Below are 22753 nucleotides of genomic sequence, written 5' to 3' on the forward strand. Positions count from 1 at the left end.
GAAAATGATTGGGTGAAAATATCTGACAAGTGGTACTATGCCACAGCTTCAGGCAAGATTTCCCGCAATAAATGGGAAAAAATCAAAGGAACATGGTACTATTTCAATAGCGATGGTGTGATGGCAAGTAGCCAGTGGAAAAGTGACTACTATCTGAAAGATAGTGGCGCTATGGCGGAAAAAGAGTGGATTTTTGATAAATCCTACAATAGCTGGTTCTACTTGAAATCAGGTGGGGCCTATGCTTCCCGTGAATGGATTGGATCTTACTACCTTAAATCTGGTGGCTATATGGCCAAAAATGAATGGATTTTTGACAAAGATTACGATGCTTGGTACTATCTAAAAGATGATGGTCGATATGTAACAGGTACTTTTACGATCAAAGGTAAAGAGTATTCCTTCCAGAATAATGGGAAGTGGATCTCAGAGGCAAAATATTACAAAGTAAAACCGATTACTGCTTATGTTTATAGTGCTTCTGGTGAAAGATTGAGTTATGTATCACAGGGAACCATAGTTTCACTTGGGGATGCCCAATCTAAAAAAGATAGTCAAATACCAGTCAATATTTCTGGTTTATCCGGCTTCATGAATAAAAGTGATTTAGTAGCTATTGATAAAGATAGTGAATTTGTCCCTCATTATACAAGTGATGGCAAGTATTTTTACCATGAGTTGTCACCTTATGTAAGTCTCCGTGTTGCGCCACATAGCTCAGCTATGACTATTGGTAAGAAATATTATTCAACTGATGGAATTCATTTTGATGGCTTTACCATTGAAAACCCCTTCCTCTTTAGAAATTTGACTAAACCAAGTAATTACAGCGCAGCTGAATTGGATAAAGTTTATTCTTTGATGAATATTCGGGATAGTCGTCTCGCTGGTAAGGGTGCTATTTTTAAGGAAGCTGAGAAACGCTATGGTGTAAATGCTCTTTACTTGATGGCGCATAGTGCACTCGAGAGTGCTTGGGGACGGAGCCAGATTGCCAAGGATAAGAATAACTTCTTTGGAATTGCGGCTTATGATTCGAGCCCATATGCCTCGGCCAAGAAATTTGATGATGTGGACAAGGGGATTCTCGGTGCGGCTAAGTGGATTCGTGAAAATTACATTGACTATGGCAGAGACCACCTTGGAAACAAAGCGACAGGAATGAATGTTCGCTATGCTTCTGATCCATACTGGGGCGAGAAGATAGCCAGCATCATGATGACCATCAATAGCAAACTTGGTGGGAAAGACTAATCAAAAGAACTCAACGGTAACTACTGAAAAGTGGTTATCGTTTTGTTTTGGGCATTGAAGTGAAAATAGTATAATAACAGTCTCTTTAGTCTTGAATAATTAACAAAATGATAGTAGAATAAAAGAGGAGATGTTAATCTAATCACTATATAAAAATAAAGAAGATTTTTATGAAAAAGCTACTATCCTTCTCAATTGCCTTGTTTTCGATCACAACACTAGTTGCGTGTTATGGACATAAGGTAGAATCAAAGGTTCCAGAAGAAAAAGTCGAGCAGAAGCAAGTCAAGTTCGATGAAAAGTTGTTTAAAGAAGCTGGACTCTTGCCTTTTAAAAATGAGAAGCAACTAGAACTTGGGGAATTGGATTCTAAATCACGCGCAACGGGTGCTCATATTCAACTTAAGGACAGCGATAGAGTCTAAGTTGACTTATGATCCAGTTGGATGGCACAACTATAAATTCTTTTATGGTGATGGTAAAAAAGAAGCTTGGCTGATGAGTCAAGGGCATTTGATAGGGTATCAATTTAGTGGATTGAATGATGAAAAGAAAAACTTGGTTCCTATGACTAATTGGCTAAATGCTGGAACTTATTATGGTACAGATAATACTAATCAAGAAAGTATGCTTTACTATGAGAATCGATTGGACTCTTGGTTGGCCAATCATCCGAACTACTATCTTGACTACAAGGTGACCCCAATCTATCAAAAGGACGAATTGATCCCGAGACAGATTGAGTTGCAGTATGTGGGAATAGATGAAAAAGGCAAACTCTTGGAAATCAAGGTGGGTGGTAGTAAAGAAAAGGTTGATCAGTATTCAGTGACGCATGTCGTTTTAGACAATGTTTCAGCTAATGCGGAAATCAATTACTTGGACGGTACAGCTAAAAATACAGTTAAAAACAAAGAAGAAAAAGCTAAAAAAAGAAGCTGAAGAAAAGGCTAAGAAGGAAGCTGAGGAAAAAGCCAAAAAAGAGGGTGAAGAAAAAGAAGAAGCTGAAAAGAAAGAAATCAGAGAAGCCGGATTGCAGTGGTAGGATGAATTTAGTAGATATACAGTCCAAAAGCCGTTGAAAAACGGTATTTTGTTATAATTAAATTAAGAATGTAGAATTAAAGGAGAAAAATTTGATGAGATACATAACTCTTGGTCAAGATGACAAAGAATTATCAGAAATTGTTCTCGGAATGATGAGAATAAAAGATAAGCCTGTAAAAGAAGTTGAAGAGCTTGTAGAAACAACACTTTCTGTTGGAATCAATGCCTTTGACTTGGCAGATATCTATGGTGGAGGTCGTTGCGAAGAATTACTAGGTCAAGTGTTAAACAATCGTCCTGACCTGCGAGAAAAGATGTGGATTCAGTCCAAATGTGGCATTCGCATTGAAGAGTTTACTTATTTTGATTTTTCAAAAGAGTATATTTTAGAATCAGTAGATGGAATTTTAAAAAGATTGCAGGTTGACTATTTAGATAGCTTGCTTCTCCATCGACCAGATGCTCTGATGGAAGCTGATCAAGTAGCAGAAGCCTTTGATCTTCTTTATAAACAAGGTAAGGTCCGAGATTTTGGAGTTTCTAATCAAAATCCTATGATGATGGAGTTGCTTAAAAAAGATGTCAAGCAGCCGTTAGCTGTTAATCAGCTACAATTGAGTGCGGCTTTTACTCCAGGATTCGAATCAGGTTTTCATGTTAATATGGAAGATAGTCAAGCAACTATGCGAGATGGCAGCGTTTTTGAATATTGCAAATTACACGATGTGGTCATTCAAGCATGGTCTGTCTTACAATTCGGGTATTTTAAAGGGAACTTTGTTGGTAATGAGAAATTTCAAGCTTTGAATCAAGTACTTGATCGTCTAGCTTTTAAATATGGAGTAACCCCTTCAACTATTGCCATTTCTTGGATATTGCGTTATCCAGCAAAAATGCAGGCAGTCGTAGGTACAACAAATCCTAAGCATTTGAGAGAAGTTAGCCAAGCGGCAAACTTTAGCTTAACAAGAAAAGAATGGTATGAAATTTATCTTGCAGCAGGGAATAATTTGCCGTAAGTAGAAGCAGATTTAAATAAATCACAGTCAAAAAGCCGTTGGAAAACGGTTTTTTGTTATAATTAAATGAAGAATATAGAATTAAAGGAGAACATCATGACTTTTGAAGAAATTCTTCCTGGACTAAAGGCTAAGAAAAAATATGTACGAACTGGTTGGGGAGGGGCTGAAAACTACGTCCAACTTTTTGATACCATTGAGCAAAATGGTGTAGCTCTTGAGGTGACGCCCTATTTCCTAATCAACGTGTCTGGAGAAGGGGAAGGTTTTTCCATGTGGAGCCCGACACCTTGTGATGTTTTGGCAACGGATTGGGTAGAAGTGCATGACTAGACGTGTATTGATTACGGGAGTGAGTTCAGGTATCGGACTTGCTCAAGCTCGACTCTTTTTAGAGAATGGCTATCAAGTTTACGGTGTGGATCAAGTCGAAAAGCCAATCTTAGACGGTGATTTCCACTTTTTACAGATAGATTTAACTCTTGATTTAGATCCTGTTTTTGACTGGTGTCCTCAGGTGGATATTTTGTGCAATACTGCTGGAGTCTTGGATGATTACAAACCACTTTTGGAGCAAACAGCGCAGGAAATTCAAGAGATTTTTGAAATCAACTATGTGACTCCTGTTGAGTTGACTCGCTATTATTTGATGCAAATGCTGGAAAATAAAAAAGGAATTATTATCAATATGTGTTCGATTGCTTCGAGTCTGGCTGGCGGAGGTGGACACGCTTATACTTCTTCCAAACATGCCTTGGCTGGCTTCACCAAGCAGTTGGCTCTAGACTATGCAGAAGCTGGGATTCAGGTCTTTGGTATCGCTCCAGGAGCGGTCAAGACAGCTATGACTGCTTCGGACTTTGAACCAGGTGGATTGGCAGACTGGGTAGCTAGTGAAACGCCTATCAAGCGCTGGATTGAGCCAGAGGAAATAGCGGAGATTAGCCTTTTCCTAGCAAGTGGAAAAGCGAGCGCCATGCAAGGACAAATCTTGACAATAGATGGTGGCTGGTCTTTGAAGTAGGAGGAGTTGAATGGAAATCAAAAAACACTTTGGAGTCTATGGCATTTGCTTTGAAAATGGGAAGTTACTCTGCATTGAAAAAACGAGAGGCCCTTATCAACATCGTTATGATCTACCGGGCGGTAGTCAGCAACTTGGTGAAGGACTGACGGAAACGCTGATTAGAGAAGTTATGGAAGAGACAGGATATAAGCTTAAGGGTTACGCTAATCCTAGGATTTATGATGTGCTGGTTCAAGAAGATGGGCAAGACTTTGCAGTACATCATATCATGGCCTTTTATGATATAGTACTCGATTTTGAACACTCTCAAAATTCAATTTCTCAGGAGGTTCTTGATGGAAGTAATGATTCAGCAAATGTACTTTGGTTGAATTTGGAAGAAATTACTACAGAAAATGCATCGCCATTAGTTTTGAAGGTTAAGTCTGAATTATCAGGATTTCCAGAATTAGATATGACAAGCTATAGAAATTGGAAGGTGAAGTAGGGGGATAATGGAACTATTTAAAACATGGAAGAAAAATATGGTTCTCTATGGTCTTAAATCTCAAATCGGAACTGTCTACCGAAATAGTGATAGGACAACAAGCTTTTATGATGTTGGGAATTTTCTATACCTAGCAGGGGAGTTAGATTCTAGATTTTGGGAAGATTTTGTTAGAAAATATGGTTTAGATTATAAGATTATTATTTCAGAAAATACCAATTGGCAAGATTTTCTGCATCGGAAAGTAGGGCTAAATTCTTTTACTCGCTATTCTTTTAAAGATAAGGAAAATTTTCAAGTTGAATTTCTAAATGATCTAGTTACTGATTTAGAGAAAGGTTACAATATTGTGCCTATTGATAATCAGATTTATAACTGTTTTTCTGAGAAAGAATGGTCACAAGATTTACAGGGGGATTTTGAGTCCTATCAGGATTTTGTTTTAAAAGGTGGATTTGGCTTTGTGATTCTTAAAAATAATGAACTGATTGCTGGGATTTCCTCAGGCTTAGTCTACCGTGGAGCAGTTGAAGTGGAAGTTGCAACTAGACCAAACGAACAAGGAAATGGATTTGCTAAAAAGCTTGGTGCTACAATGATTCTAGAGAGTTTAAATAGAGATATGTTTCCACTTTGGGATGCTCATAACGAGGCTTCCAAAAAAGTAGCAGAATTTTTAGGATATGAGTTAGTTGAACCTTATGAAGCTTTTGAACTAGAGGAAAGTGTCATATAATGATATCTGATGTTGTATCTTTTAAGACGAGGTGAATGGCTATGAAAAACCAGCTAGCCCTTAGTGGCGAGAAAATCGCTGAAAAAGTTTACCCACAACTATTGCATCATGTTGGTATGATTCGTGGAGAATACTTACTGAGAGAGCTCAATCAAAGCATACTGTTATCAAGTTGTCAGCAATTTGTAAAAGATTATCTAGTTGCTATTTGCTCCTTGTACTCATATGAAGAAGTCTGGTATCGCTTTTCGGAATTAACGAATATAGAAGCTAATTATCTTGAGGGAACTGAAGAGCATTTTGATGAACGGCACCCCTTATTTGGGTATAGAGGAATCAGGCGTTCGTTGGCGTGTCCGAATGAATTTCAGGCTGAGGCACATGTCGTTACAGAAGTTTATCAAACAAATCCCAATCTGTCTGTTATTTTTCCTTTTGTCAATGATGCCGACCAATTAAAACAAGCTATTACAGTATTACGTCAGCATGGTTTTACTGGAAAAGTCGGCACAATGATTGAATTACCGTCAGCTTATTTTGACTTGGACAGAATAATAGAAACGGGTATTTCAAAGATTATAGTTGGAATGAATGATTTGACTTCTTTTGTTTTTGCGACTGTGAGAAACAGTCAATGGCATGATATGGAAAGTCCAATAATGTTAGATATGCTGAGAGATATGCAGGATAAAGCAAGTATGAAAAAGATTGACTTTGCTGTAGCAGGCTATCTGAATGCTTCTTTCATACAAAAAATGAATCAGATGGGTATCAAGTGTATTATCCACTACAGTTCTATTCCAGAGATTTTTAATTTAGAGATTGATCATCCAGACCATCTCAAACGTATAAAAGAAGTAAGTAAAAAATTACAAAGGAGCAACCCATGACACCGCAAGAAATGTGGAATGCGTATAAGCAAATTAACCCCGCGATTGGAGATGAGATAGATGCCTGGGCTTTTGGAGTGGAAGCCGATACCTTGGCAGATTTGGTTCTAAGAGGCGAAAAGACAGCAACCGCCTCAGCCTATGACCTCTATGCATTAGAAGACGAACCTCTTCCACAAGAAGGAACCTTCGATGTTATTTTAGACAGTCAAGATCAGGCTGTCTGCATTGTTGAAATAACAAAGGTTTCCGTTCAGCCCTTTCATCAAGTTTCTGCTGACCATGCCTACAAGGAAGGGGAGGGAGACAAATCTTTAGCCTATTGGCGTCAGGTTCATGAGGACTTTTTCACCGAGTGGATGAGGGAGGCTGGACTGACTTTTACACCTGACAGCAAGGTTGTTTTAGAAGAATTTCGCAAGGTCTATCCACAGTAGATTGCTAGAAGGAAGAAAGTTTTGGAAATCACCGTCCAATCCTTTTTTCTTAAGCAAAACATGATATAATAAGTTTGTTTGAAGAAGAGCAGCAGCTCTTAAACTTAGAATAGGAGAAAACTATGCAAGCAGTTGAACATTTTATTACGCAATTTGTTCCTGAACACTATGATTTATTTTTAGACTTGAGTCGTGAGACCAAGACATTTTCTGGGAAGGTGACCATCACTGGTCAAGCACAGAGTGACCGTATTTCCCTTCACCAAAAAGACTTGAAAATCGCTTCTGTAGAAGTTGCGGGTCAAGCTCGTCCATTTACAGTTGACCATGACAATGAAGCCCTTCATATCGAATTGGCTGAGGTTGGTCAAGTTGAATTGGTTATTGCTTTTTCAGGAAAAATCACAGATAACATGACAGGGATTTACCCTTCATACTACACAGTTGATGGAGTGAAGAAGGAAGTTTTGTCAACTCAGTTCGAGAGCCATTTTGCGCGTGAAGCCTTCCCATGTGTGGACGAGCCTGAAGCCAAAGCAACTTTTGACCTTTCTCTACGTTTTGACCAAGCAGAAGGTGAAGTGGCCTTGTCAAACATGCCTGAGATTGATGTTGAACACCGCAAGGAAACAGGTATCTGGAAGTTTGAGACAACACCTCGTATGTCTTCTTACTTGTTAGCCTTTGTAGCAGGTGATTTGCAAGGTGTGACCGCTAAAACTAAAAACGGTACCCTCGTAGGTGTCTACTCAACCAAAGCTCACCCACTATCTAACCTTGATTTCTCACTGGACATCGCCGTTCGCTCAATTGAGTTCTACGAAGATTACTACGGAGTTAAGTACCCAATTCCTCAATCGCTTCATATCGCCCTTCCTGACTTCTCAGCTGGTGCTATGGAAAACTGGGGTCTTGTGACCTACCGTGAAGTTTACTTGGTTGTGGATGAGAACTCTACCTTTGCCAGCCGTCAGCAAGTTGCCCTTGTTATCGCCCACGAGCTTGCCCACCAATGGTTTGGTAACCTCGTGACTATGAAATGGTGGGATGACCTTTGGCTCAATGAAAGCTTCGCCAACATGATGGAATACGTCTGTGTGGATGCCATCGAGCCAAGTTGGAATATCTTTGAGGACTTCCAAACAGGTGGTGTTCCAGCTGCGCTTAAACGTGATGCGACGGATGGTGTTCAGTCTGTTCACGTTGAAGTTAAACACCCAGATGAAATCAACACGCTCTTTGATGGCGCTATCGTCTATGCTAAAGGAAGCCGTCTCATGCACATGCTTCGCCGTTGGCTCGGTGATGCTGATTTCGCTAAAGGCTTGCATGCTTACTTTGAAAAACACCAATACAGCAATACAATTGGTCGTGACCTTTGGAATGCTCTCGGACAAGCATCAGGACGTGATGTTGCAGCCTTCATGGATTCTTGGTTGGAACAACCTGGTTATCCAGTTCTCACTGTAAAAGTTGAAAATGATGTCTTGAAGATTTCACAAAAACAATTCTTCATCGGTGAGCACGAAGACAAGAACCGTCTCTGGGTTGTCCCACTCAACAGCAACTGGAAAGGTTTGCCTGATACACTTGAAACTGAAAGTATCGAAATACCTGGCTACGCAGCTCTTCTTGCTGAAAATAAAGGAGCCCTTCGTCTCAACACTGAAAATACAGCCCACTACATTACAGACTATCAAGGAGACTTGTTAGAAGCTGTTCTTGCTGACTTAGAAACACTTGATAACACAAGCAAACTACAAATCGTTCAAGAACGTCGTTTGCTTGCTGAAGCAGGGCACATTTCTTATGCTGACTTGCTCCCAGTCCTTGATAAACTTGCTAAGGAAGAGTCCTACCTTGTGGTTTCAGCTGTTTCTCAAGTGATTTCTGCCCTTGAGCGCTTTATCGATGAAGGAACAGAAACTGAGAAAGCCTTTAATACACTCGTTGCTAAATTGGCTCGTCACAACTATGACCATCTTGGTTTTGAAGCTAAAGATGGTGAATCAGATGAAGACGAATTGGTTCGTCAGTTGGCCGTTTCTATGATGATTCGCTCAAATGATACAGAAGCTAGTCAAGTCGCTAGCCAAATCTTTGCAGCTCACAAGGAGAATCTTGCAGGCCTTCCAGCAGCCATCCGTGCACAAGTTCTCATCAATGAGATGAAACATCATGAGACCAAGGACTTGGTCGCAACTTATCTGGACCTCTACACTCATGCCACTGATGCGGTCTTTAAACGCCAGTTGGCAGCTGCTCTAGCATATAGTACAGATGATGATAATATCCAAACCTTGATTAGTTCATGGAAGGACAAATTTGTGGTGAAACCACAAGACCTTTCTTCATGGTACCTCCAATTCCTCGGACACCAAGCAACTCAAGAAACTGTTTGGGTATGGGCGCGTGAAAACTGGGATTGGATCAAGGCAGCTCTTGGAGGAGATATGAGCTTTGATAGCTTTGTTATCCTACCTGCCCATGTATTTAAGACAGAGCAACGCTTGGCAGAGTACAAGGAATTCTTTGAACCACAACTTTCTGACCTAGCTCTTAGCCGTAACATCCGCATGGGGATCAAGGATATCGCAGCGCGTGTTGACTTGATTAAGCGTGAGAAAGCAGCGGTCGAAGCTGTTGTAGCTCAATATGGCAAAGCTTAATTCATTCGAAATGTAAACAAAAACTCAACTTTCTATCTTAAAAGAAGAGAGAGTTGAGTTTTTTTTAAGGCAATTTTGGTATAATAATCATAACAAGGAGGAGTTTCTGATGATAAAAATCTTATTAGTAGAAGATGACCTAGGCCTGTCAAACTCAGTATTTGACTTTTTAGATGATTTTGCAGATGTCATGCAGGTTTTTGATGGAGAAGAAGGTCTCTACGAAGCTGAAAGTGGCGTCTATGACTTGATTTTGCTTGACCTGATGTTGCCTGAAAAAAATGGTTTCCAAGTCTTGAAAGAGTTGCGCGAAAAAGGAATTACGACACCAGTTCTTATCATGACTGCAAAAGAGAGTTTGGATGACAAGGGACATGGTTTTGAATTGGGAGCGGATGACTATCTCACCAAACCTTTCTACCTAGAAGAACTCAAAATGCGGATCCAAGCCCTTCTCAAACGTTCAGGTAAGTTTAACGAAAACACCTTGACTTATGGAGATATTGTCGTCAACCTTTCAACGAATGAAGTGAAAGTGGAAGATACTCCTGTGGAACTACTCGGAAAAGAGTTTGAGTTATTGGTTTACTTCCTTCAAAATCAAAATGTTATTCTTCCCAAGACGCAAATTTTTGATCGTCTATGGGGATTTGATAGCGATACGACGATTTCTGTTGTAGAAGTCTATGTCTCAAAAGTTCGTAAGAAATTGAAGGGAACAGCCTTTGCTGAAAATCTTCAAACCTTGCGTAGTGTCGGGTATATTTTAAAAGATGTTCAATAAACTAAAAAAAACATGGTATGCGGATGATTTCAGCTATTTCATTCGAAACTTTGGAGTGTTCACTCTGATCTTCTCTGCTATGACCTTGATTATCCTCCAGGTCATGCACTCGAGTCTCTACACTTCTGTAGATGAAAAACTCCAAGCCCTTAGTAGCAGTCCCCAAGCGGTTATCCAGTTAGCCCTGAATCGGGCAACTGAAGAGGTCAAGGATATTCAACCAGCAACAGCGGATGCCAACAAGGCTGAAATCAAGCCCAATGTCAGCTCCAATACGGAAGTCTTGCTCTTTGACAAGGATTTTAACCAACTCTTACTGGGCAATCGCTTTTTAGGTTTGGACAAGATCAAGCTGGACAAAAAAGAGTTGAATCACATTCGCCAAATCCAAGTTGTCAATAGCTATGGTCAGGAAGAAACCTATCGGATGATTTTGATGGAAACCAATTTGTCTTCCGTCTCGAGTAACGTCAAGTATGCAGCGGTTTTAATCAATACCAGCCAGCTCGAGCAAATCAGCCAAAACCACGAGCATTTAATTGTTGTAGTCATGGCTAGTTTCTGGCTCCTGTCTTTAATTGCCAGTGTTTACTTGGCACGCGTCAGTGTCAAACCCCTATTGGAAAGCATGCAAAAGCAGAAATCCTTTGTTGAAAATGCGAGTCACGAACTGAGAACGCCTTTGGCCGTTTTACAAAATCGTTTAGAGAACCTCTTTCGAAAACCAGAGGCAACAATCATGGAATCCAGCGAAAGTATTGCTTCGAGCCTTGAAGAAGTTCGCAACATGCGCTTCCTCACGACCAATCTTCTCAACCTTGCACGTCGCGATGATGGAATCAAACCAGAAATAGCAGAAGTTTCTCCGCAATTCTTTAAAACAGCCTTTTCTAACTATGAGTTGATTGCTTCTGAAAATGATCGAGTTTTTAACTATGAAAATCGGATTTATCGTCCCTTCATGACCGATCAGTTGCTCCTAAAACAGCTCATGACCATCTTATTTGACAATGCCATCAAGTATACCGAAGAAGATGGAAAAATTGAGTTTGTGGTTTATGCTACAGATCGCCACCTCTATCTTACAGTAACGGATAACGGAATTGGAATCTCAGCTCCTGACAAGAAGAAAATCTTTGACCGTTTTTACCGTGTAGACAAGGCGAGAACCCGTCAGAAAGGTGGCTTTGGCTTGGGACTTTCTTTGGCCAAGCAGATTGTTGATGCCTTACGAGGAACGATTAGCGTAAAAGATAACAAACCTAGAGGAACGATTTTTGAAGTTAAGATTGCCATCCAATCTCCTTCAAAACGAAAGAATAAATAAAAAAGACAGTTTTATAACTGTCTCAGATAACTAGAAAAGAGGTTGGTAGTAGTACCAACCTTTATTTTGAAAATTTTCGTTTCATCATCTTTCGTTGAAGTTGTAAAAGGGCGAAGCTTGTCCCCATTGCAGCGACAAAGGATAAAGCTGTATTTAGTTTTAAGGCCAAAAAGATAAAGCTAAAAAGCACCATAAAAATACAAAAACAAGCAATATTTACAAAAAATAAAATCTCTTTTAGGTTAGGGCCGACTGGGGCTTCATGTGTATAATCTTGATAAAGCGGAGTTTGTTTCGATTCGGGAATTTGTTCAAACTCATAAGCTTCTATTTTTCTTGCGGACATGATTCTCTCCTTAACAGTACCTAACTATTTTATCATTTTTTATGCAGAGAATTGTTACAGAATGGTTACAAAACTACTAAAGTCTCTTATCATTATCTAAGTCGCTCTTCTTGACACCTACTAGGGAAAGTGATAGCATGGATGTTACACTTAAAACAGATGACCTAACCTTCTCTATTATAAATATACTGAGAAAGGAAAGGATAACTTATATAAATTGATAGCAAGCTGAGGCTTTTTCCTAAGATGATTTGTTGAGTTGCTACCTGGATACTTTTGAAGAGTATTGGTAGGAGTTGTTTTGAATGGATGGAAGGACAGAGATTCTGTCTATTGGTCTGGGTGGCTTTTAAACTACCTCTGGGAAATGTTAAAGGAGATAAGCATGTATCTTGCTATCAAAGAAATAGTACGAAACAAACTTCGATATAGTTTGATTCTAACTACCATTTTTCTTATCGCTTTTATGGTCTTTTTTATGACCAGTTTAGCCCTTGGTCTCGTGCGAAACAATCGAGCCGCTATTGATAACTGGCAAGCGACGGGTGTGGTTTTATCTGACTACGCAAATGATAATTTGACGGCATCTTTTATTCCTGAAAAGGACTACAAGGATAAGAATTCAGAAGAGGCTGCTCCATTGGGCTATATGTTCGCTGTGACCAATCTAGTCGATGGTAGTGAAAAGGTCAATGTTTCCATTTTTGCTCAAGACTGGGACGCTTTTATCTCACCTAGTTTGACGGAGGGTCGTTATCCTGAAGGAGATGATGAGGTTGTCGTGGATCAGTCTTTTGAGAACTATGGGATTAAGCTAGGCGATGCCATTCAGCTCAATGGAAGCGAGGCAAGTTACAAGATTGTAGGCCTGACTCAAGGAAATAAATTTTTCACTGAGCCTGTTGTCTTTACGAGTCTGACAACTTATTGGACCTTACAAGGAACCTTGAAAGCCAATCGTTCTATCTCTGCCTTGGTATTGAAAAATGACATAGAAGAGGCTGGCGATGGACTGAAACAGATTTCCATTCCAAAAATGATATCGAAAATTCCTGGTTACACACCTCAGGTTAATGTATTTTCAGGAATGATTCTTGCTATGATTGTTATCACAGGCTTGATTGTGGGGATTTTTGTTTATATCATTACCATCCAAAAACTTGGACTTTATGGAATAATGCGAGCTCAGGGAATACAGATCAAAACCATTGTATTGTCTCTTTTCTGTCAAATCTTCCTCCTAGCTGGTATGGGGATTGCTTTAGCCTTGCTTGCTATTGGTGGAGTGATTTTAGTCTTACCAGCTACCTTCTTTTTCTACCCAAGTTGGATAGCCTACTCTGTCCTAAGTTTGGTAATTTGCTTGATGGCCCTTCTAGGTGGTGTCATTTCACTTCCACGCTTGCTAAAGGTGGACCCGATTACTGCAATTGCAGAATGATAAGGAGAATTGTATGACAGCATTGATTGAAATGACTCAAGTGACAAAAACCTACGGGGAAGGAAAGATGAAAGTCGTAGCCCTGCATGAGACGAATTTTCAGCTAAATGCGGGAGAGTTCGTGGCTATCGTTGGGCCTTCAGGTTCTGGAAAGACGACCTTTCTAACAACTCTAGGACAACTTCAGGAAGCATCGAGTGGAAAGATTCTAGTCAAAGGGAAGGAAACAGGCAGTTTGACGGAGAAGGAAAAAACAGATCTCCGTTTTAGAGAGTTTGGTTTCATTCTCCAGGCTTCAAACTTAATTCCTTTTCTAACGGTCAAGGAACAGCTGGATTTGATTGACAGACTAGATAAGGGAAAAAATAGTAAAAGTGACCGAAAAGAACTCTTTGACTTGTTGGATTTGGAAAAAGTTCAAGATCAGTATCCCAAAGCTCTATCTGGTGGTGAACGTCAACGTGCCGCGATTGCTAGAGCGCTCTATAACAATCCTAGCATTGTGCTTGCAGATGAGCCCACAGCCAGTCTAGACACCCAGCGTGCCTACCAAGTAACGGAGATGTTGGCTGCCATTGCCCATGAACAAGGTAGAGGAGTTGTTATGATTACTCATGATACTCGCCTTCTTGATAAGGTTGACCGTATTTATGTCATGAAAGATGGCCACCTAGTTGAAGAAACACATGCATAAAATAGAGTGAATGGTACAAGTTACTGTTCACTTTTTGATTGGGAAAGATAGAAACAAGTTTAACTTTTTGTGAAACTCTCAGTAACCATAGCTGATTTTTGAGAAATGTGGTATAATTTTTCTTATGGAAAAGATTATCATTACAGCAACTGCTGAAAGTATTGAACAAGTTGAACAGTTACTCGAAGCTGGCGTAGACCGTATCTATGTTGGTGAGAAAGATTTTGGCCTTCGTCTGCCAACGACTTTTAGTCATGACCAATTGCGTGAGATTGCTAAGTTGGTTCATGAAGCAGGCAAGGAACTGATTGTCGCGGTTAATGCCCTCATGCACCAAGATATGATGGACCGCATCAAACCTTTCCTAGACTTCTTGGAAGAAATCAAGACAGACTATATTACTGTTGGAGATGCAGGTGTCTTTTATGTGGTCAACCGTGATGGCTATTCCTTTAAGACCATCTACGATGCTTCAACCATGGTGACAAGTAGCCGTCAGATTAACTTCTGGGGTCAAAAGGCTGGCGCATCTGAGGCGGTTTTGGCGCGTGAAATTCCATCTGCTGAGCTCTTTAAGATGCCTGAGATTTTGGAAATTCCTGCTGAAGTGTTGGTTTACGGAGCCAGTGTCATTCACCATTCTAAACGTCCGCTCTTACAAAACTACTATAACTTTACGCATATCGATGATGAAAAGACGCGTAAACGTGACCTCTTCTTGGCAGAGCCGAGTGACCCAGAAAGCCATTATTCCATCTTTGAGGACAATCATGGTACCCACATCTTTGCCAACAACGACCTTGATTTGATGACCAAATTGACAGAATTGGTGGAGCATGGTTTTACTCACTGGAAACTTGAGGGACTTTACACACCAGGTCAAAACTTTGTTGAGATTGCTAAACTTTTTATTCAAGCGCGTGGCTTGATCCAAGAGGGGAATTTCAGCCATGACCAAGCCTTCTTGTTAGATGAGGAAGTGCGCAAGTTACACCCTAAAAACCGTTTCCTAGACACAGGATTCTATGATTACGATCCTGATATGGTTAAATAGGACACCAAAACCCGAAATAAAAATGTTCGGGTTTTTCCAGTGTATCCATGAAATAAAAACGGATACATGTTATAATAAAAATAGCTCTTTAATGGAGGTGTTTGAGTGGAAAATCTGAAGAAAATGGCAGGTATCAAGGCTGCTCAGTTTGTCAAGGCTGGTATGGTTGTTGGACTCGGTACTGGATCAACTGCCTACTATTTCGTAGAGGAAGTAGGTCGTCGGATCAAGGAAGAAGGTTTGCAGATTACTGCTGTAACGACTTCCAGTGTGACCAGTAAACAGGCTGAAGGTCTTAACATCCCTCTCAAGTCGATTGATCAAGTAGACTTTGTCGATGTGACGGTTGACGGGGCGGATGAAGTAGATAGCCAGTTCAACGGGATCAAAGGTGGTGGTGGTGCCCTTCTGATGGAGAAGGTTGTCGCAACGCCCTCAAAAGAATACATTTGGGTGGTAGATGAAAGCAAACTGGTAGAGAAACTAGGTGCTTTTAAATTGCCTGTGGAAGTAGTTCAGTATGGTGCAGAACAGGTCTTTCGTCGGTTTGAACGAGCTGGCTACAAACCAAGTTTCCGTGAAAAAGATGGCCAACGTTTTGTGACCGATATGCAGAACTTTATCATTGACCTAGCCTTGGATGTTATTGAAGATCCAATTGCCTTCGGGCAAGAATTGGACCATGTCGTCGGTGTCGTAGAGCACGGTTTATTCAACCAAATGGTGGATAAGGTCATCGTAGCGGGACGAGATGGCGTTCAGATTTTAACTTCAACAAAAGCAAACTAATTAAAAAAATAAGGAGACAGACTATGTCAAAATTTAATCGAATTCACTTGGTGGTACTGGATTCTGTGGGAATCGGTGCTGCACCAGATGCCAATAACTTTGTCAATGCAGGGGTTCCAGATGGAGCTTCTGACACACTAGGACACATTTCCAAAACAGTTGGTTTGAATGTGCCAAACATGGCTAAAATCGGTCTAGGAAATATTCCTCGCGAAACGCCTCTTAAGACTGTACCAGCTGAAAGCAATCCAACAGGTTATGCAACAAAATTGGAAGAAGTATCTCTAGGCAAGGATACCATGACTGGTCACTGGGAAATCATGGGACTCAATATTACTGAGCCATTCGATACTTTCTGGAACGGATTCCCAGAAGAAATCCTGACAAAAATCGAAGAATTTTCAGGACGCAAGGTCATTCGTGAAGCCAACAAACCTTACTCAGGAACAGCTGTTATCGATGATTTTGGACCACGTCAGATGGAAACTGGGGAGTTGATTATCTACACTTCAGCTGACCCTGTTTTGCAGATTGCTGCCCACGAAGACATCATCCCTTTAGATGAATTGTACCGTATCTGTGAATATGCTCGTTCGATTACCCTTGAGCGTCCAGCTCTTCTAGGTCGTATCATTGCCCGTCCATATGTTGGTGAACCAGGTAACTTCACTCGTACAGCAAACCGTCGTGACTTGGCAGTATCTCCATTTGCACCAACTGTTTTGGATAAATTGAACGAAGCTGGCATCGATACTTATGCTGTTGGAAAAATCAACGATATCTTTAATGGTGAAGGAATCAATCATGATATGGGCCACAACAAGTCAAACAGCCACGGAATTGATACGCTATTGAAGACTATGAGCCTTGCTGAGTTTGAAAAAGGATTCTCCTTCACAAACTTAGTTGACTTTGATGCCCTTTACGGCCATCGTCGTAATGCTCATGGTTACCGTGATTGCTTGCATGAGTTTGATGAACGCTTACCTGAAATTATCGCTGCTATGAGAGAGGACGATCTTCTCTTGATTACTGCGGACCACGGAAATGACCCAACCTATGCTGGAACTGACCACACTCGTGAATATATTCCACTTTTAGCTTACAGCCCTAGCTTTAAGGGAAATGGTGTCATTCCAGTCGGACATTTCGCAGATATCTCAGCGACTGTTGCCGATAACTTTGGTATTGAAACTGCCATGATTGGGGAAAGTTTCTTAGATAAATTGGTATAAGATGAAACGCTATGCTTTACTGGTAAGGGGCATTAATGTAGGTGGGAAAAATAAGGTTGTCATGGCGGAGCTTCGTCAAGAATTGACAGAGTTGGGTTTGGAGAAGGTTGAGACCTACATCAACAGTGGCAATATTTTCTTTACTTCGACAGATTCCAAGGCCCGATTGGTGGAAAAGTTAGAAACTTTCTTTGCAGTCCATTATCCATTTATTCAGAGCTTTTCGTTACTGAGTCTTGAGGACTTTGAAGCGGAACTTGAAAATCTGCCTGAATGGTGGACCAAAGATTTGGCACGAAAGGATGTCCTCTTTTACACGGAGGGCTTGGATGTGGCTCAAGTCATTGAGAAAGTTGAAAGTTTGGAACTGAAAGATGAAGTGGTTCATTTTGGAAGACTTGGGATTTTCTGGGGGAAATTCTCTGAAGAATCTTACTATGCAACTGCCTATCACAAGTACTTACTCAAGATGCCTTTCTACCGCCAAATCACCATTCGTAATGCTAAAACTTTTGACAAAATTGGTCAAATAATAAAGGAGACACAATGACATTTTTAAATAAGATCAAAGAAACAGCTGCTTTTCTGAAAGATAAAGGAATCCAAGCGCCTGAGTTTGGTTTAATCCTTGGATCAGGTCTAGGAGAACTTGCAGAAGAAATTGAAAATCCAGTTGTAGTAGACTATGTAGACATTCCAAACTGGGGTCGTTCGACAGTAGTTGGTCACGCTGGTAAATTGGTATATGGAGAACTTGCAGGTCGCAAGGTCTTGGCTCTTCAAGGTCGTTTCCATTTCTACGAAGGCAATCCTCTTGAAGTCGTGACTTTCCCAGTACGTGTGATGAAAGTTCTCGGATGCGAAGGTGTCATTGTAACCAATGCTGCAGGAGGTATCGGCTACGGTCCTGGTACTTTGATGGCTATCTCAGACCATATCAACTTTACGGGTCAAAATCCGTTGATGGGTGAAAACTTGGATGATTTTGGTCCTCGTTTCCCGGATATGTCCAAGGCCTACACGCCAGAATACCGCGTTACTGCCCATGAAGTGGCTAAAAAACTTGGTATCAAGCTTGATGAAGGTGTCTATATTGGTGTAACTGGTCCGACTTATGAAACCCCAGCAGAAATTCGTGCCTATAAGACACTGGGAGCAGATGCGGTTGGTATGTCTACGGTTCCTGAAGTTATCGTGGCAGCCCACTCAGGCTTGAAAGTTCTAGGAATTTCATGTATTACTAACCATGCTGCTGGTTTCCAAGAAGAACTCAACCACGAAGAAGTTGTGGAAGTGACAGAGCGTGTCAAAGGTGACTTCAAAGGCTTGCTTAAAGCGATTCTTGCTGAATTGTAATCATGTTAATAGAATTGAGGAGAATTTTTCGAAAGATTCCTTATAATCTTAGATTATTCATAGCAGTAATTCTGCAAGGAATAGTTTCGGGTTTATCTGGTATATTTCTCCATTATCTTTTAGAGATGGCGGAGTGGCTAGCTTTTGGTCATTCAGAGCATCATAATGGATTTTTGACAGATGGAGTTTCCTCCTCACGGATAGGACTAAGTTTAATAATCGTGGGTCTTAGCTCGTCCTTAGTCTGGTACTTCTTGCAAAAAAGGTCGAAGATTTATTCCATCAAAGCTCAGATGAAGGATGAGACTTCACAATACAAGCTTCATTTTTTAAAACAGCTATTTCATTCAATTTGGCAGATTATTGCAGTTGGAGGGGGAGCACCTATTGGCAAAGAAGCTGCACCACGAGAGATTGGAGCCCTATTTGCAGGTCCAATTGGAAAAATATGTATACTGTCTATGAAGGATCGAATCTTTCTCCTTGCTTGTGGTGCTGGTGCTGGTTTATCAGCTGTCTATCAGGTTCCTTTAACAAGTGCTTTCTTCGTTTTTGAGACTCTAGGAATTACTTTATCTATCAAGCGATTTGTCTTAGTCGGTTTGACTACCTATGTGTCTACCTATATAGCAGGCTTGGTTATTTCAGATCATGCTCTTTACCAGCTTCCAGCTATCACATGGTCATTAAAGGAAGTGTGGATTGTCCCTTTATTACTTCTTTTCTTAACTCCCCTAGCTTGGCTTTTTGGTCGCTTAAGTAAAAAAGTGTCTTCAAACAAGATAAAAGATCAACGAATACTTCTCACTTTGCCCTCAGTTTTTCTGTTTCTTGTTGGTCTGGCAAGTTACTTTCCACATCTACTTGGCAATGGACGCATGATGGCTCAGGAAATTATAAATGGTAGCGATGGTAAAACAGTGCTTCTCATGTTTTTCCTAAAAGCAGTGGTCGTTCTTATTATCCTTTGGGCAGGGGCCTATGGTGGTACTCTTACGCCATCTTTTGCCTTGGGGATGGCTGGAGCTGCTCTCTTAGCCATGATTCTAGGTTTGGACAGCCAGTCAAGCATTTTGCTTTTGGGATCGGTTTGCTTTTTATCTGTGACCTTGAGGGCTCCCTGGTCTGCAACTGGATTAGTAATTGGTTTCACTGGGTTAGGTTTAGATTCTCTTCCGTATCTCTTAGTAACGGCTTTCCTAGCTTATGGTTTTGCAAAAGTGTTAGACCGCTTTCCTTGGGCTAGTATACTGTGTAAGATGTCAAAGAATAAAGTAGTTAGGTAGGAAATACCCGTTTCTTCTAATCAAGGATTTATCTTAAAGGATTAAAAACTATTGTCAGTTTATCAATAACTGTTTGAAATAAAAATGAACTAGGCTCGTCGGAGTCATGATTGAATACGATTTTTCCTAGCTATGAAATATAAAAATAAATAAAGAAAGGTAGAGCGAAGTGTTCTAATTTGAACACGAGCGGAAAACTTTTCTAAAACATTGAAAAGTAGGGTAGTTTGGTTTTGAATTGAACCCGAGCTATTCTCCTATTTATTATCAAAATTAAGAAAGAAAGGAATTGAACCCACCCTAAAAGCAGTGGGAAAAAGATAGTTGGTCTAGCGAGCATCGCTCACTGCGCCCAACTCCTATTTTCCCTTCGCTTTTTGACGGGTTTGGTATCTTATATTATGTCTATCCATATTGCTGCTCAGCAGGGTGAAATTGCTGATAAAATTCTTCTTCCTGGGGATCCTCTTCGTGCGAAATTTATTGCGGAGAATTTCCTTGAAGATGCTGTTTGTTTTAATGAAGTGCGTAACATGTTTGGTTACACTGGTACTTACAAGGGTCACCGTGTATCGGTCATGGGAACTGGGATGGGGATGCCGTCCATTTCGATTTATGCGCGTGAGTTGATTGTGGACTACGGTGTGAAAAAATTGATCCGTGTGGGAACTGCTGGTTCTTTGAATGAAGATGTCCACGTCCGTGAATTGGTTTTGGCGCAAGCAGCTGCAACCAACTCAAACATCATCCGCAACGACTGGCCACAGTATGATTTCCCACAAATCGCTAGTTTTGACTTGCTAGACAAGGCCTACCATATCGCCAAAGAACACGGTATGACCACCCACGTTGGAAACGTTTTGTCATCAGATGTCTTTTATTCAAACTACTTTGAAAAGAATATTGAGCTTGGTAAATGGGGAGTTAAAGCTGTCGAAATGGAAGCAGCAGCACTTTACTACTTGGCTGCCCAACACCGCGTCGATGCACTTGCTATCATGACCATTTCTGATAGCTTGGTCAATCCAGATGAAGACACTACTGCAGAAGAACGCCAAAATACCTTCACCGATATGATGAAGGTTGGTTTGGAAACCTTGATTGCAGAGTAAATTGTAAAAGAAAATCCTGATTTCACTTGAAATCAGGATTTTTTCATAGATGCGATTTTTTCTGGGTCTGGTGTGACACGGAGGGTCTTTTGTCCTGTATAGGTTACAAAGCCAGGTTTTCCACCAGTTGGTTTGTTGAGTTTTTTCACTTCAATCATATCTACCTGAACTAGATTTGACAAGCGCCCTTTGGAGAAGTAGGCAGCTAGTTCGGCCGCATCTGTTTTAACTTCATCAGATGGGGCAAGATTTCCTGAGATAACGACGTGGCTTCCTGGAATGCCCTTTGCGTGGAACCAAAGTTCTTCCTTGCGAGCCATTTTAAAGGTTAGCTCTTCATTTTGCAAGTTGTTACGACCGACATAAATGATGGTTTTGCCATCGCTCGCCAGATACTGTTCTGGTTTTTTGCGTTTCTGGATTTTTTCACGTTGGCGTCTTCTAATGAAGCCAGTTTGGATCAATTCTTCACGGATTTCAGCGATTTCCTCCAGTCCAGCTTGGTTGAGGACGGTTTCCACGCTTTCTAGATAGAGAATGGTAGCCTTGGTTTCTTCGATTAGCTCAGTCAGGTATTTGACAGCTTCTTTGAGTTTCTGGTAACGTTTAAAATAGCGTTGAGCATTCTGGCTGGGAGTCAAGGCCTTGTCAAGCGCAATGATGATAGGCTGATTAGTGTAGTAGTTGTCCAAGGTAACCTGATCTTGGTCATTCGGCACTTGGTGGAGGAAGGTTGTCAGCAACTCGCCCTTTTGACGAAATTCCTCAGCATTGTCTGTCGCCAGTAACTCTTTTTCTTGTTTTTTAAGTTTATGTCGATTTTTCTGAAGTTCATTTTCAACACGACGAATCAGTTCACTGGCTTGCTGTTTGACGCGATCCCGTTCAGCCTTGTCCTTATAGTAGGTGTCCAGCAAGTCAGAAAGACTGGTAAAAGGCTCTCCCACCTGATTTGCAAAAGGAACTGGGCTGAAAGAAGTCTCCGTTAGGAAAGGCTTGGTTTCTTGCCCGAAGAAGTTTCGGAAAGTAGACAGTTTATCACTGACAAGAATGTTTTCCAATTCATTTGCCGTATCACGTCCCAGACCTTGAAAGAGACTTTGAAGATTTTTTGCTGTTAGTTCCTGTGTTTGCAAGATTTCAAAAAGTTTTTCATCCTGGATAGTAAAAGGGTTGCGGGATTCGGTACTTGGCGGAGCGATATAGGTCGAACCTGGAAGTAAGGTACGGTAGCTATTTTGTGAAAAGCCGACGTGTTTGATGACTTCGAGGATTTTATGGCTACTTTTATCGACAAGGAGAATATTGCTGTGTTTGCCCATGATCTCGATAATCAAGGTAGCTTGGATATGATCTCCAATTTCGTTTTTATTGGAAACCGTGATTTCCACAATACGGTCATTTTCCACTTGCTCAATCGACTCAATCAGGGCACCCTGCAAATACTTCCTCAAAACCATGATAAAGGTAGAAGGTTGGGCTGGATTTTCAAAGGTCGTTTGGGTTAGCTGAATGCGTCCAAAAACGGGATGAGCAGAGAGGAGCAGGCGATGGCTTTGGCGATTGCTGCGGATTTGCAAGACCAATTCTTGTTCAAAAGGTTGATTGATTTTCTGGATGCGACCATTGACTAACTCTCTTCGCAATTCCTCAATCATGTGGTGTAAAAAAAATCCGTCAAATGACATCGTTCTCTCCTTGTGATTGTATTCCATAGTATTATATCAAAAAGGTAGAATAAAATCATGGAAATATGGTATAAT

General features: G+C 40.8%; 22 protein-coding genes and 1 pseudogene. 21 read left to right on the top strand and 2 right to left on the bottom strand.

From position 1 onward, the window contains the following. The 12 genes and pseudogenes from E2R31_RS04955 to E2R31_RS05010 form a co-directional block, all read left to right on the top strand. Positions 1-1254, top strand: a 1254-nt coding sequence (locus E2R31_RS04955; protein WP_243701292.1) for an N-acetylglucosaminidase, incomplete at its 5' end; no start/stop codon positions are given. Between the two features lie 170 nt (positions 1255-1424). Beyond that, positions 1425-2281: pseudogene (locus E2R31_RS04960) on the top strand (DNA/RNA non-specific endonuclease); the annotation flags it as partial. Between the two features lie 112 nt (positions 2282-2393). Continuing rightward, complete coding sequence (locus E2R31_RS04965) at positions 2394-3320, top strand: aldo/keto reductase (protein WP_132973161.1); 927 nt, start codon at positions 2394-2396, stop codon at positions 3318-3320. Positions 3321-3416: 96 nt separating this feature from the next. Then, positions 3417-3653 (top strand): DUF2829 domain-containing protein, encoded by a 237-nt coding sequence (locus E2R31_RS04970; protein ID WP_000141913.1) that lies wholly within the window; start codon positions 3417-3419, stop codon positions 3651-3653. Then, positions 3646-4344, top strand: a complete 699-nt coding sequence (locus E2R31_RS04975) for a 3-oxoacyl-ACP reductase (protein ID WP_132973163.1) — start codon at positions 3646-3648, stop codon at positions 4342-4344. Before E2R31_RS04970 ends, E2R31_RS04975 begins: the two co-directional genes overlap by 8 nt. Before the next feature lie 10 nt (positions 4345-4354). Then, a complete protein-coding gene (locus tag E2R31_RS04980) occupies positions 4355-4834 on the top strand; it encodes an NUDIX hydrolase (RefSeq protein WP_084947761.1) in 480 nt (159 codons plus the stop codon). Positions 4835-4841: 7 nt separating this feature from the next. After that, positions 4842-5570, top strand: a complete 729-nt coding sequence (locus E2R31_RS04985) for a GNAT family N-acetyltransferase (protein WP_084947764.1) — start codon at positions 4842-4844, stop codon at positions 5568-5570. A 41-nt stretch (positions 5571-5611) separates the two neighbouring features. Beyond that, positions 5612-6460, top strand: coding sequence for a putative PEP-binding protein (locus E2R31_RS04990; protein ID WP_132973165.1), 849 nt, complete (start codon positions 5612-5614; stop codon positions 6458-6460). Further along, positions 6457-6897 (top strand): ASCH domain-containing protein, encoded by a 441-nt coding sequence (locus E2R31_RS04995; protein WP_132973167.1) that lies wholly within the window; start codon positions 6457-6459, stop codon positions 6895-6897. The genes E2R31_RS04990 and E2R31_RS04995 overlap by 4 nt, the downstream gene beginning before the upstream one ends. Before the next feature lie 122 nt (positions 6898-7019). Beyond that, the gene (locus tag E2R31_RS05000; protein ID WP_132973169.1) at positions 7020-9566 is read left to right on the top strand and encodes a M1 family metallopeptidase; all 2547 of its coding nucleotides are present in this window, start codon (positions 7020-7022) and stop codon (positions 9564-9566) included. 109 nt (positions 9567-9675) lie between these two features. Further along, positions 9676-10350: a two-component system response regulator CiaR gene (gene ciaR / locus E2R31_RS05005; RefSeq protein WP_000590630.1), complete on the top strand. Its 675-nt coding sequence runs from the start codon at positions 9676-9678 to the stop codon at positions 10348-10350. Then, positions 10340-11677 (top strand): sensor histidine kinase, encoded by a 1338-nt coding sequence (locus tag E2R31_RS05010; RefSeq protein ID WP_132973171.1) that lies wholly within the window; start codon positions 10340-10342, stop codon positions 11675-11677. Before ciaR ends, E2R31_RS05010 begins: the two co-directional genes overlap by 11 nt. 61 nt (positions 11678-11738) lie before the next feature. Here the strand turns inward: E2R31_RS05010 and E2R31_RS05015 are convergent, their stop codons facing one another. After that, positions 11739-12023 carry a DUF3270 family protein gene (locus E2R31_RS05015; protein WP_132973173.1) on the bottom strand — a complete coding sequence of 95 codons (285 nt, stop codon included), beginning with the start codon at positions 12021-12023 and terminating at the stop codon, positions 11739-11741. Positions 12024-12408: 385 nt separating this feature from the next. Between E2R31_RS05015 and E2R31_RS05020 the strand changes: the two genes are divergently transcribed. The 9 genes from E2R31_RS05020 to deoD all read left to right on the top strand — a co-directional run bounded on the left by E2R31_RS05020 (position 12409) and on the right by deoD (position 20990). After that, a complete protein-coding gene (locus tag E2R31_RS05020) occupies positions 12409-13464 on the top strand; it encodes an ABC transporter permease (RefSeq protein ID WP_132973175.1) in 1056 nt (351 codons plus the stop codon). A 13-nt stretch (positions 13465-13477) separates the two neighbouring features. Next, positions 13478-14158, top strand: a complete 681-nt coding sequence (locus tag E2R31_RS05025) for an ABC transporter ATP-binding protein (protein WP_084947782.1) — start codon at positions 13478-13480, stop codon at positions 14156-14158. 124 nt (positions 14159-14282) lie between these two features. Next, on the top strand, positions 14283-15212 hold the full coding sequence (locus tag E2R31_RS05030) for a peptidase U32 family protein (RefSeq protein ID WP_044020909.1): 930 nt from the start codon (positions 14283-14285) through the stop codon (positions 15210-15212). Between the two features lie 105 nt (positions 15213-15317). Further along, positions 15318-16001: a ribose-5-phosphate isomerase RpiA gene (gene rpiA, locus E2R31_RS05035; protein WP_132973177.1), complete on the top strand. Its 684-nt coding sequence runs from the start codon at positions 15318-15320 to the stop codon at positions 15999-16001. A 23-nt stretch (positions 16002-16024) separates the two neighbouring features. Continuing rightward, a complete protein-coding gene (locus E2R31_RS05040) occupies positions 16025-17236 on the top strand; it encodes a phosphopentomutase (protein WP_132973179.1) in 1212 nt (403 codons plus the stop codon). A gap of 1 nt (position 17237) precedes the next feature. Beyond that, positions 17238-17786 carry a DUF1697 domain-containing protein gene (locus E2R31_RS05045; RefSeq protein WP_132973181.1) on the top strand — a complete coding sequence of 183 codons (549 nt, stop codon included), beginning with the start codon at positions 17238-17240 and terminating at the stop codon, positions 17784-17786. Further along, positions 17783-18592 carry a purine-nucleoside phosphorylase gene (locus E2R31_RS05050; RefSeq protein ID WP_049518558.1) on the top strand — a complete coding sequence of 270 codons (810 nt, stop codon included), beginning with the start codon at positions 17783-17785 and terminating at the stop codon, positions 18590-18592. Before E2R31_RS05045 ends, E2R31_RS05050 begins: the two co-directional genes overlap by 4 nt. Before the next feature lie 2 nt (positions 18593-18594). After that, the gene (locus E2R31_RS05055) at positions 18595-19878 is read left to right on the top strand and encodes a chloride channel protein (RefSeq protein WP_049518560.1); all 1284 of its coding nucleotides are present in this window, start codon (positions 18595-18597) and stop codon (positions 19876-19878) included. 401 nt (positions 19879-20279) lie between these two features. Next, a complete protein-coding gene (deoD, locus tag E2R31_RS05060) occupies positions 20280-20990 on the top strand; it encodes a purine-nucleoside phosphorylase (protein ID WP_132973183.1) in 711 nt (236 codons plus the stop codon). 32 nt (positions 20991-21022) lie between these two features. On the opposite strand, the gene pavA is transcribed toward deoD, so the two are convergent. Continuing rightward, positions 21023-22678 carry an Rqc2 family fibronectin-binding protein PavA gene (gene pavA / locus E2R31_RS05065; RefSeq protein ID WP_132973185.1) on the bottom strand — a complete coding sequence of 552 codons (1656 nt, stop codon included), beginning with the start codon at positions 22676-22678 and terminating at the stop codon, positions 21023-21025. Positions 22679-22753 lie beyond the last annotated feature (75 nt).

The sequence above is a fragment of the Streptococcus downii genome (assembly GCF_004353325.1).
Lineage (GTDB): Bacteria > Bacillota > Bacilli > Lactobacillales > Streptococcaceae > Streptococcus > Streptococcus downii.

Bases quoted from the DNA above. Each gene is read 5' to 3' on its own strand.
- E2R31_RS04995 (WP_132973167.1), top strand. From the start codon at position 6,457: ATGACACCGCAAGAAATGTGGAATGCGTATAAGCAAATTAACCCCGCG.
- E2R31_RS05050 (WP_049518558.1), top strand. From the start codon at position 17,783: ATGACATTTTTAAATAAGATCAAAGAAACAGCTGCTTTTCTGAAAGAT.
- E2R31_RS05055 (WP_049518560.1), top strand. From the start codon at position 18,595: ATGTTAATAGAATTGAGGAGAATTTTTCGAAAGATTCCTTATAATCTT.
- E2R31_RS04990 (WP_132973165.1), top strand. From the start codon at position 5,612: ATGAAAAACCAGCTAGCCCTTAGTGGCGAGAAAATCGCTGAAAAAGTT.
- deoD (WP_132973183.1), top strand. From the start codon at position 20,280: ATGTCTATCCATATTGCTGCTCAGCAGGGTGAAATTGCTGATAAAATT.
- E2R31_RS05010 (WP_132973171.1), top strand. From the start codon at position 10,340: ATGTTCAATAAACTAAAAAAAACATGGTATGCGGATGATTTCAGCTAT.
- E2R31_RS04970 (WP_000141913.1), top strand. From the start codon at position 3,417: ATGACTTTTGAAGAAATTCTTCCTGGACTAAAGGCTAAGAAAAAATAT.
- E2R31_RS05015 (WP_132973173.1), bottom strand. From the start codon at position 12,023: ATGTCCGCAAGAAAAATAGAAGCTTATGAGTTTGAACAAATTCCCGAA.
- E2R31_RS05030 (WP_044020909.1), top strand. From the start codon at position 14,283: ATGGAAAAGATTATCATTACAGCAACTGCTGAAAGTATTGAACAAGTT.
- E2R31_RS04980 (WP_084947761.1), top strand. From the start codon at position 4,355: ATGGAAATCAAAAAACACTTTGGAGTCTATGGCATTTGCTTTGAAAAT.
- pavA (WP_132973185.1), bottom strand. From the start codon at position 22,678: ATGTCATTTGACGGATTTTTTTTACACCACATGATTGAGGAATTGCGA.
- E2R31_RS04985 (WP_084947764.1), top strand. From the start codon at position 4,842: ATGGAACTATTTAAAACATGGAAGAAAAATATGGTTCTCTATGGTCTT.
- ciaR (WP_000590630.1), top strand. From the start codon at position 9,676: ATGATAAAAATCTTATTAGTAGAAGATGACCTAGGCCTGTCAAACTCA.
- E2R31_RS05000 (WP_132973169.1), top strand. From the start codon at position 7,020: ATGCAAGCAGTTGAACATTTTATTACGCAATTTGTTCCTGAACACTAT.
- E2R31_RS04975 (WP_132973163.1), top strand. From the start codon at position 3,646: ATGACTAGACGTGTATTGATTACGGGAGTGAGTTCAGGTATCGGACTT.
- E2R31_RS05020 (WP_132973175.1), top strand. From the start codon at position 12,409: ATGTATCTTGCTATCAAAGAAATAGTACGAAACAAACTTCGATATAGT.
- E2R31_RS05045 (WP_132973181.1), top strand. From the start codon at position 17,238: ATGAAACGCTATGCTTTACTGGTAAGGGGCATTAATGTAGGTGGGAAA.
- E2R31_RS05025 (WP_084947782.1), top strand. From the start codon at position 13,478: ATGACAGCATTGATTGAAATGACTCAAGTGACAAAAACCTACGGGGAA.
- E2R31_RS05040 (WP_132973179.1), top strand. From the start codon at position 16,025: ATGTCAAAATTTAATCGAATTCACTTGGTGGTACTGGATTCTGTGGGA.
- E2R31_RS04965 (WP_132973161.1), top strand. From the start codon at position 2,394: ATGAGATACATAACTCTTGGTCAAGATGACAAAGAATTATCAGAAATT.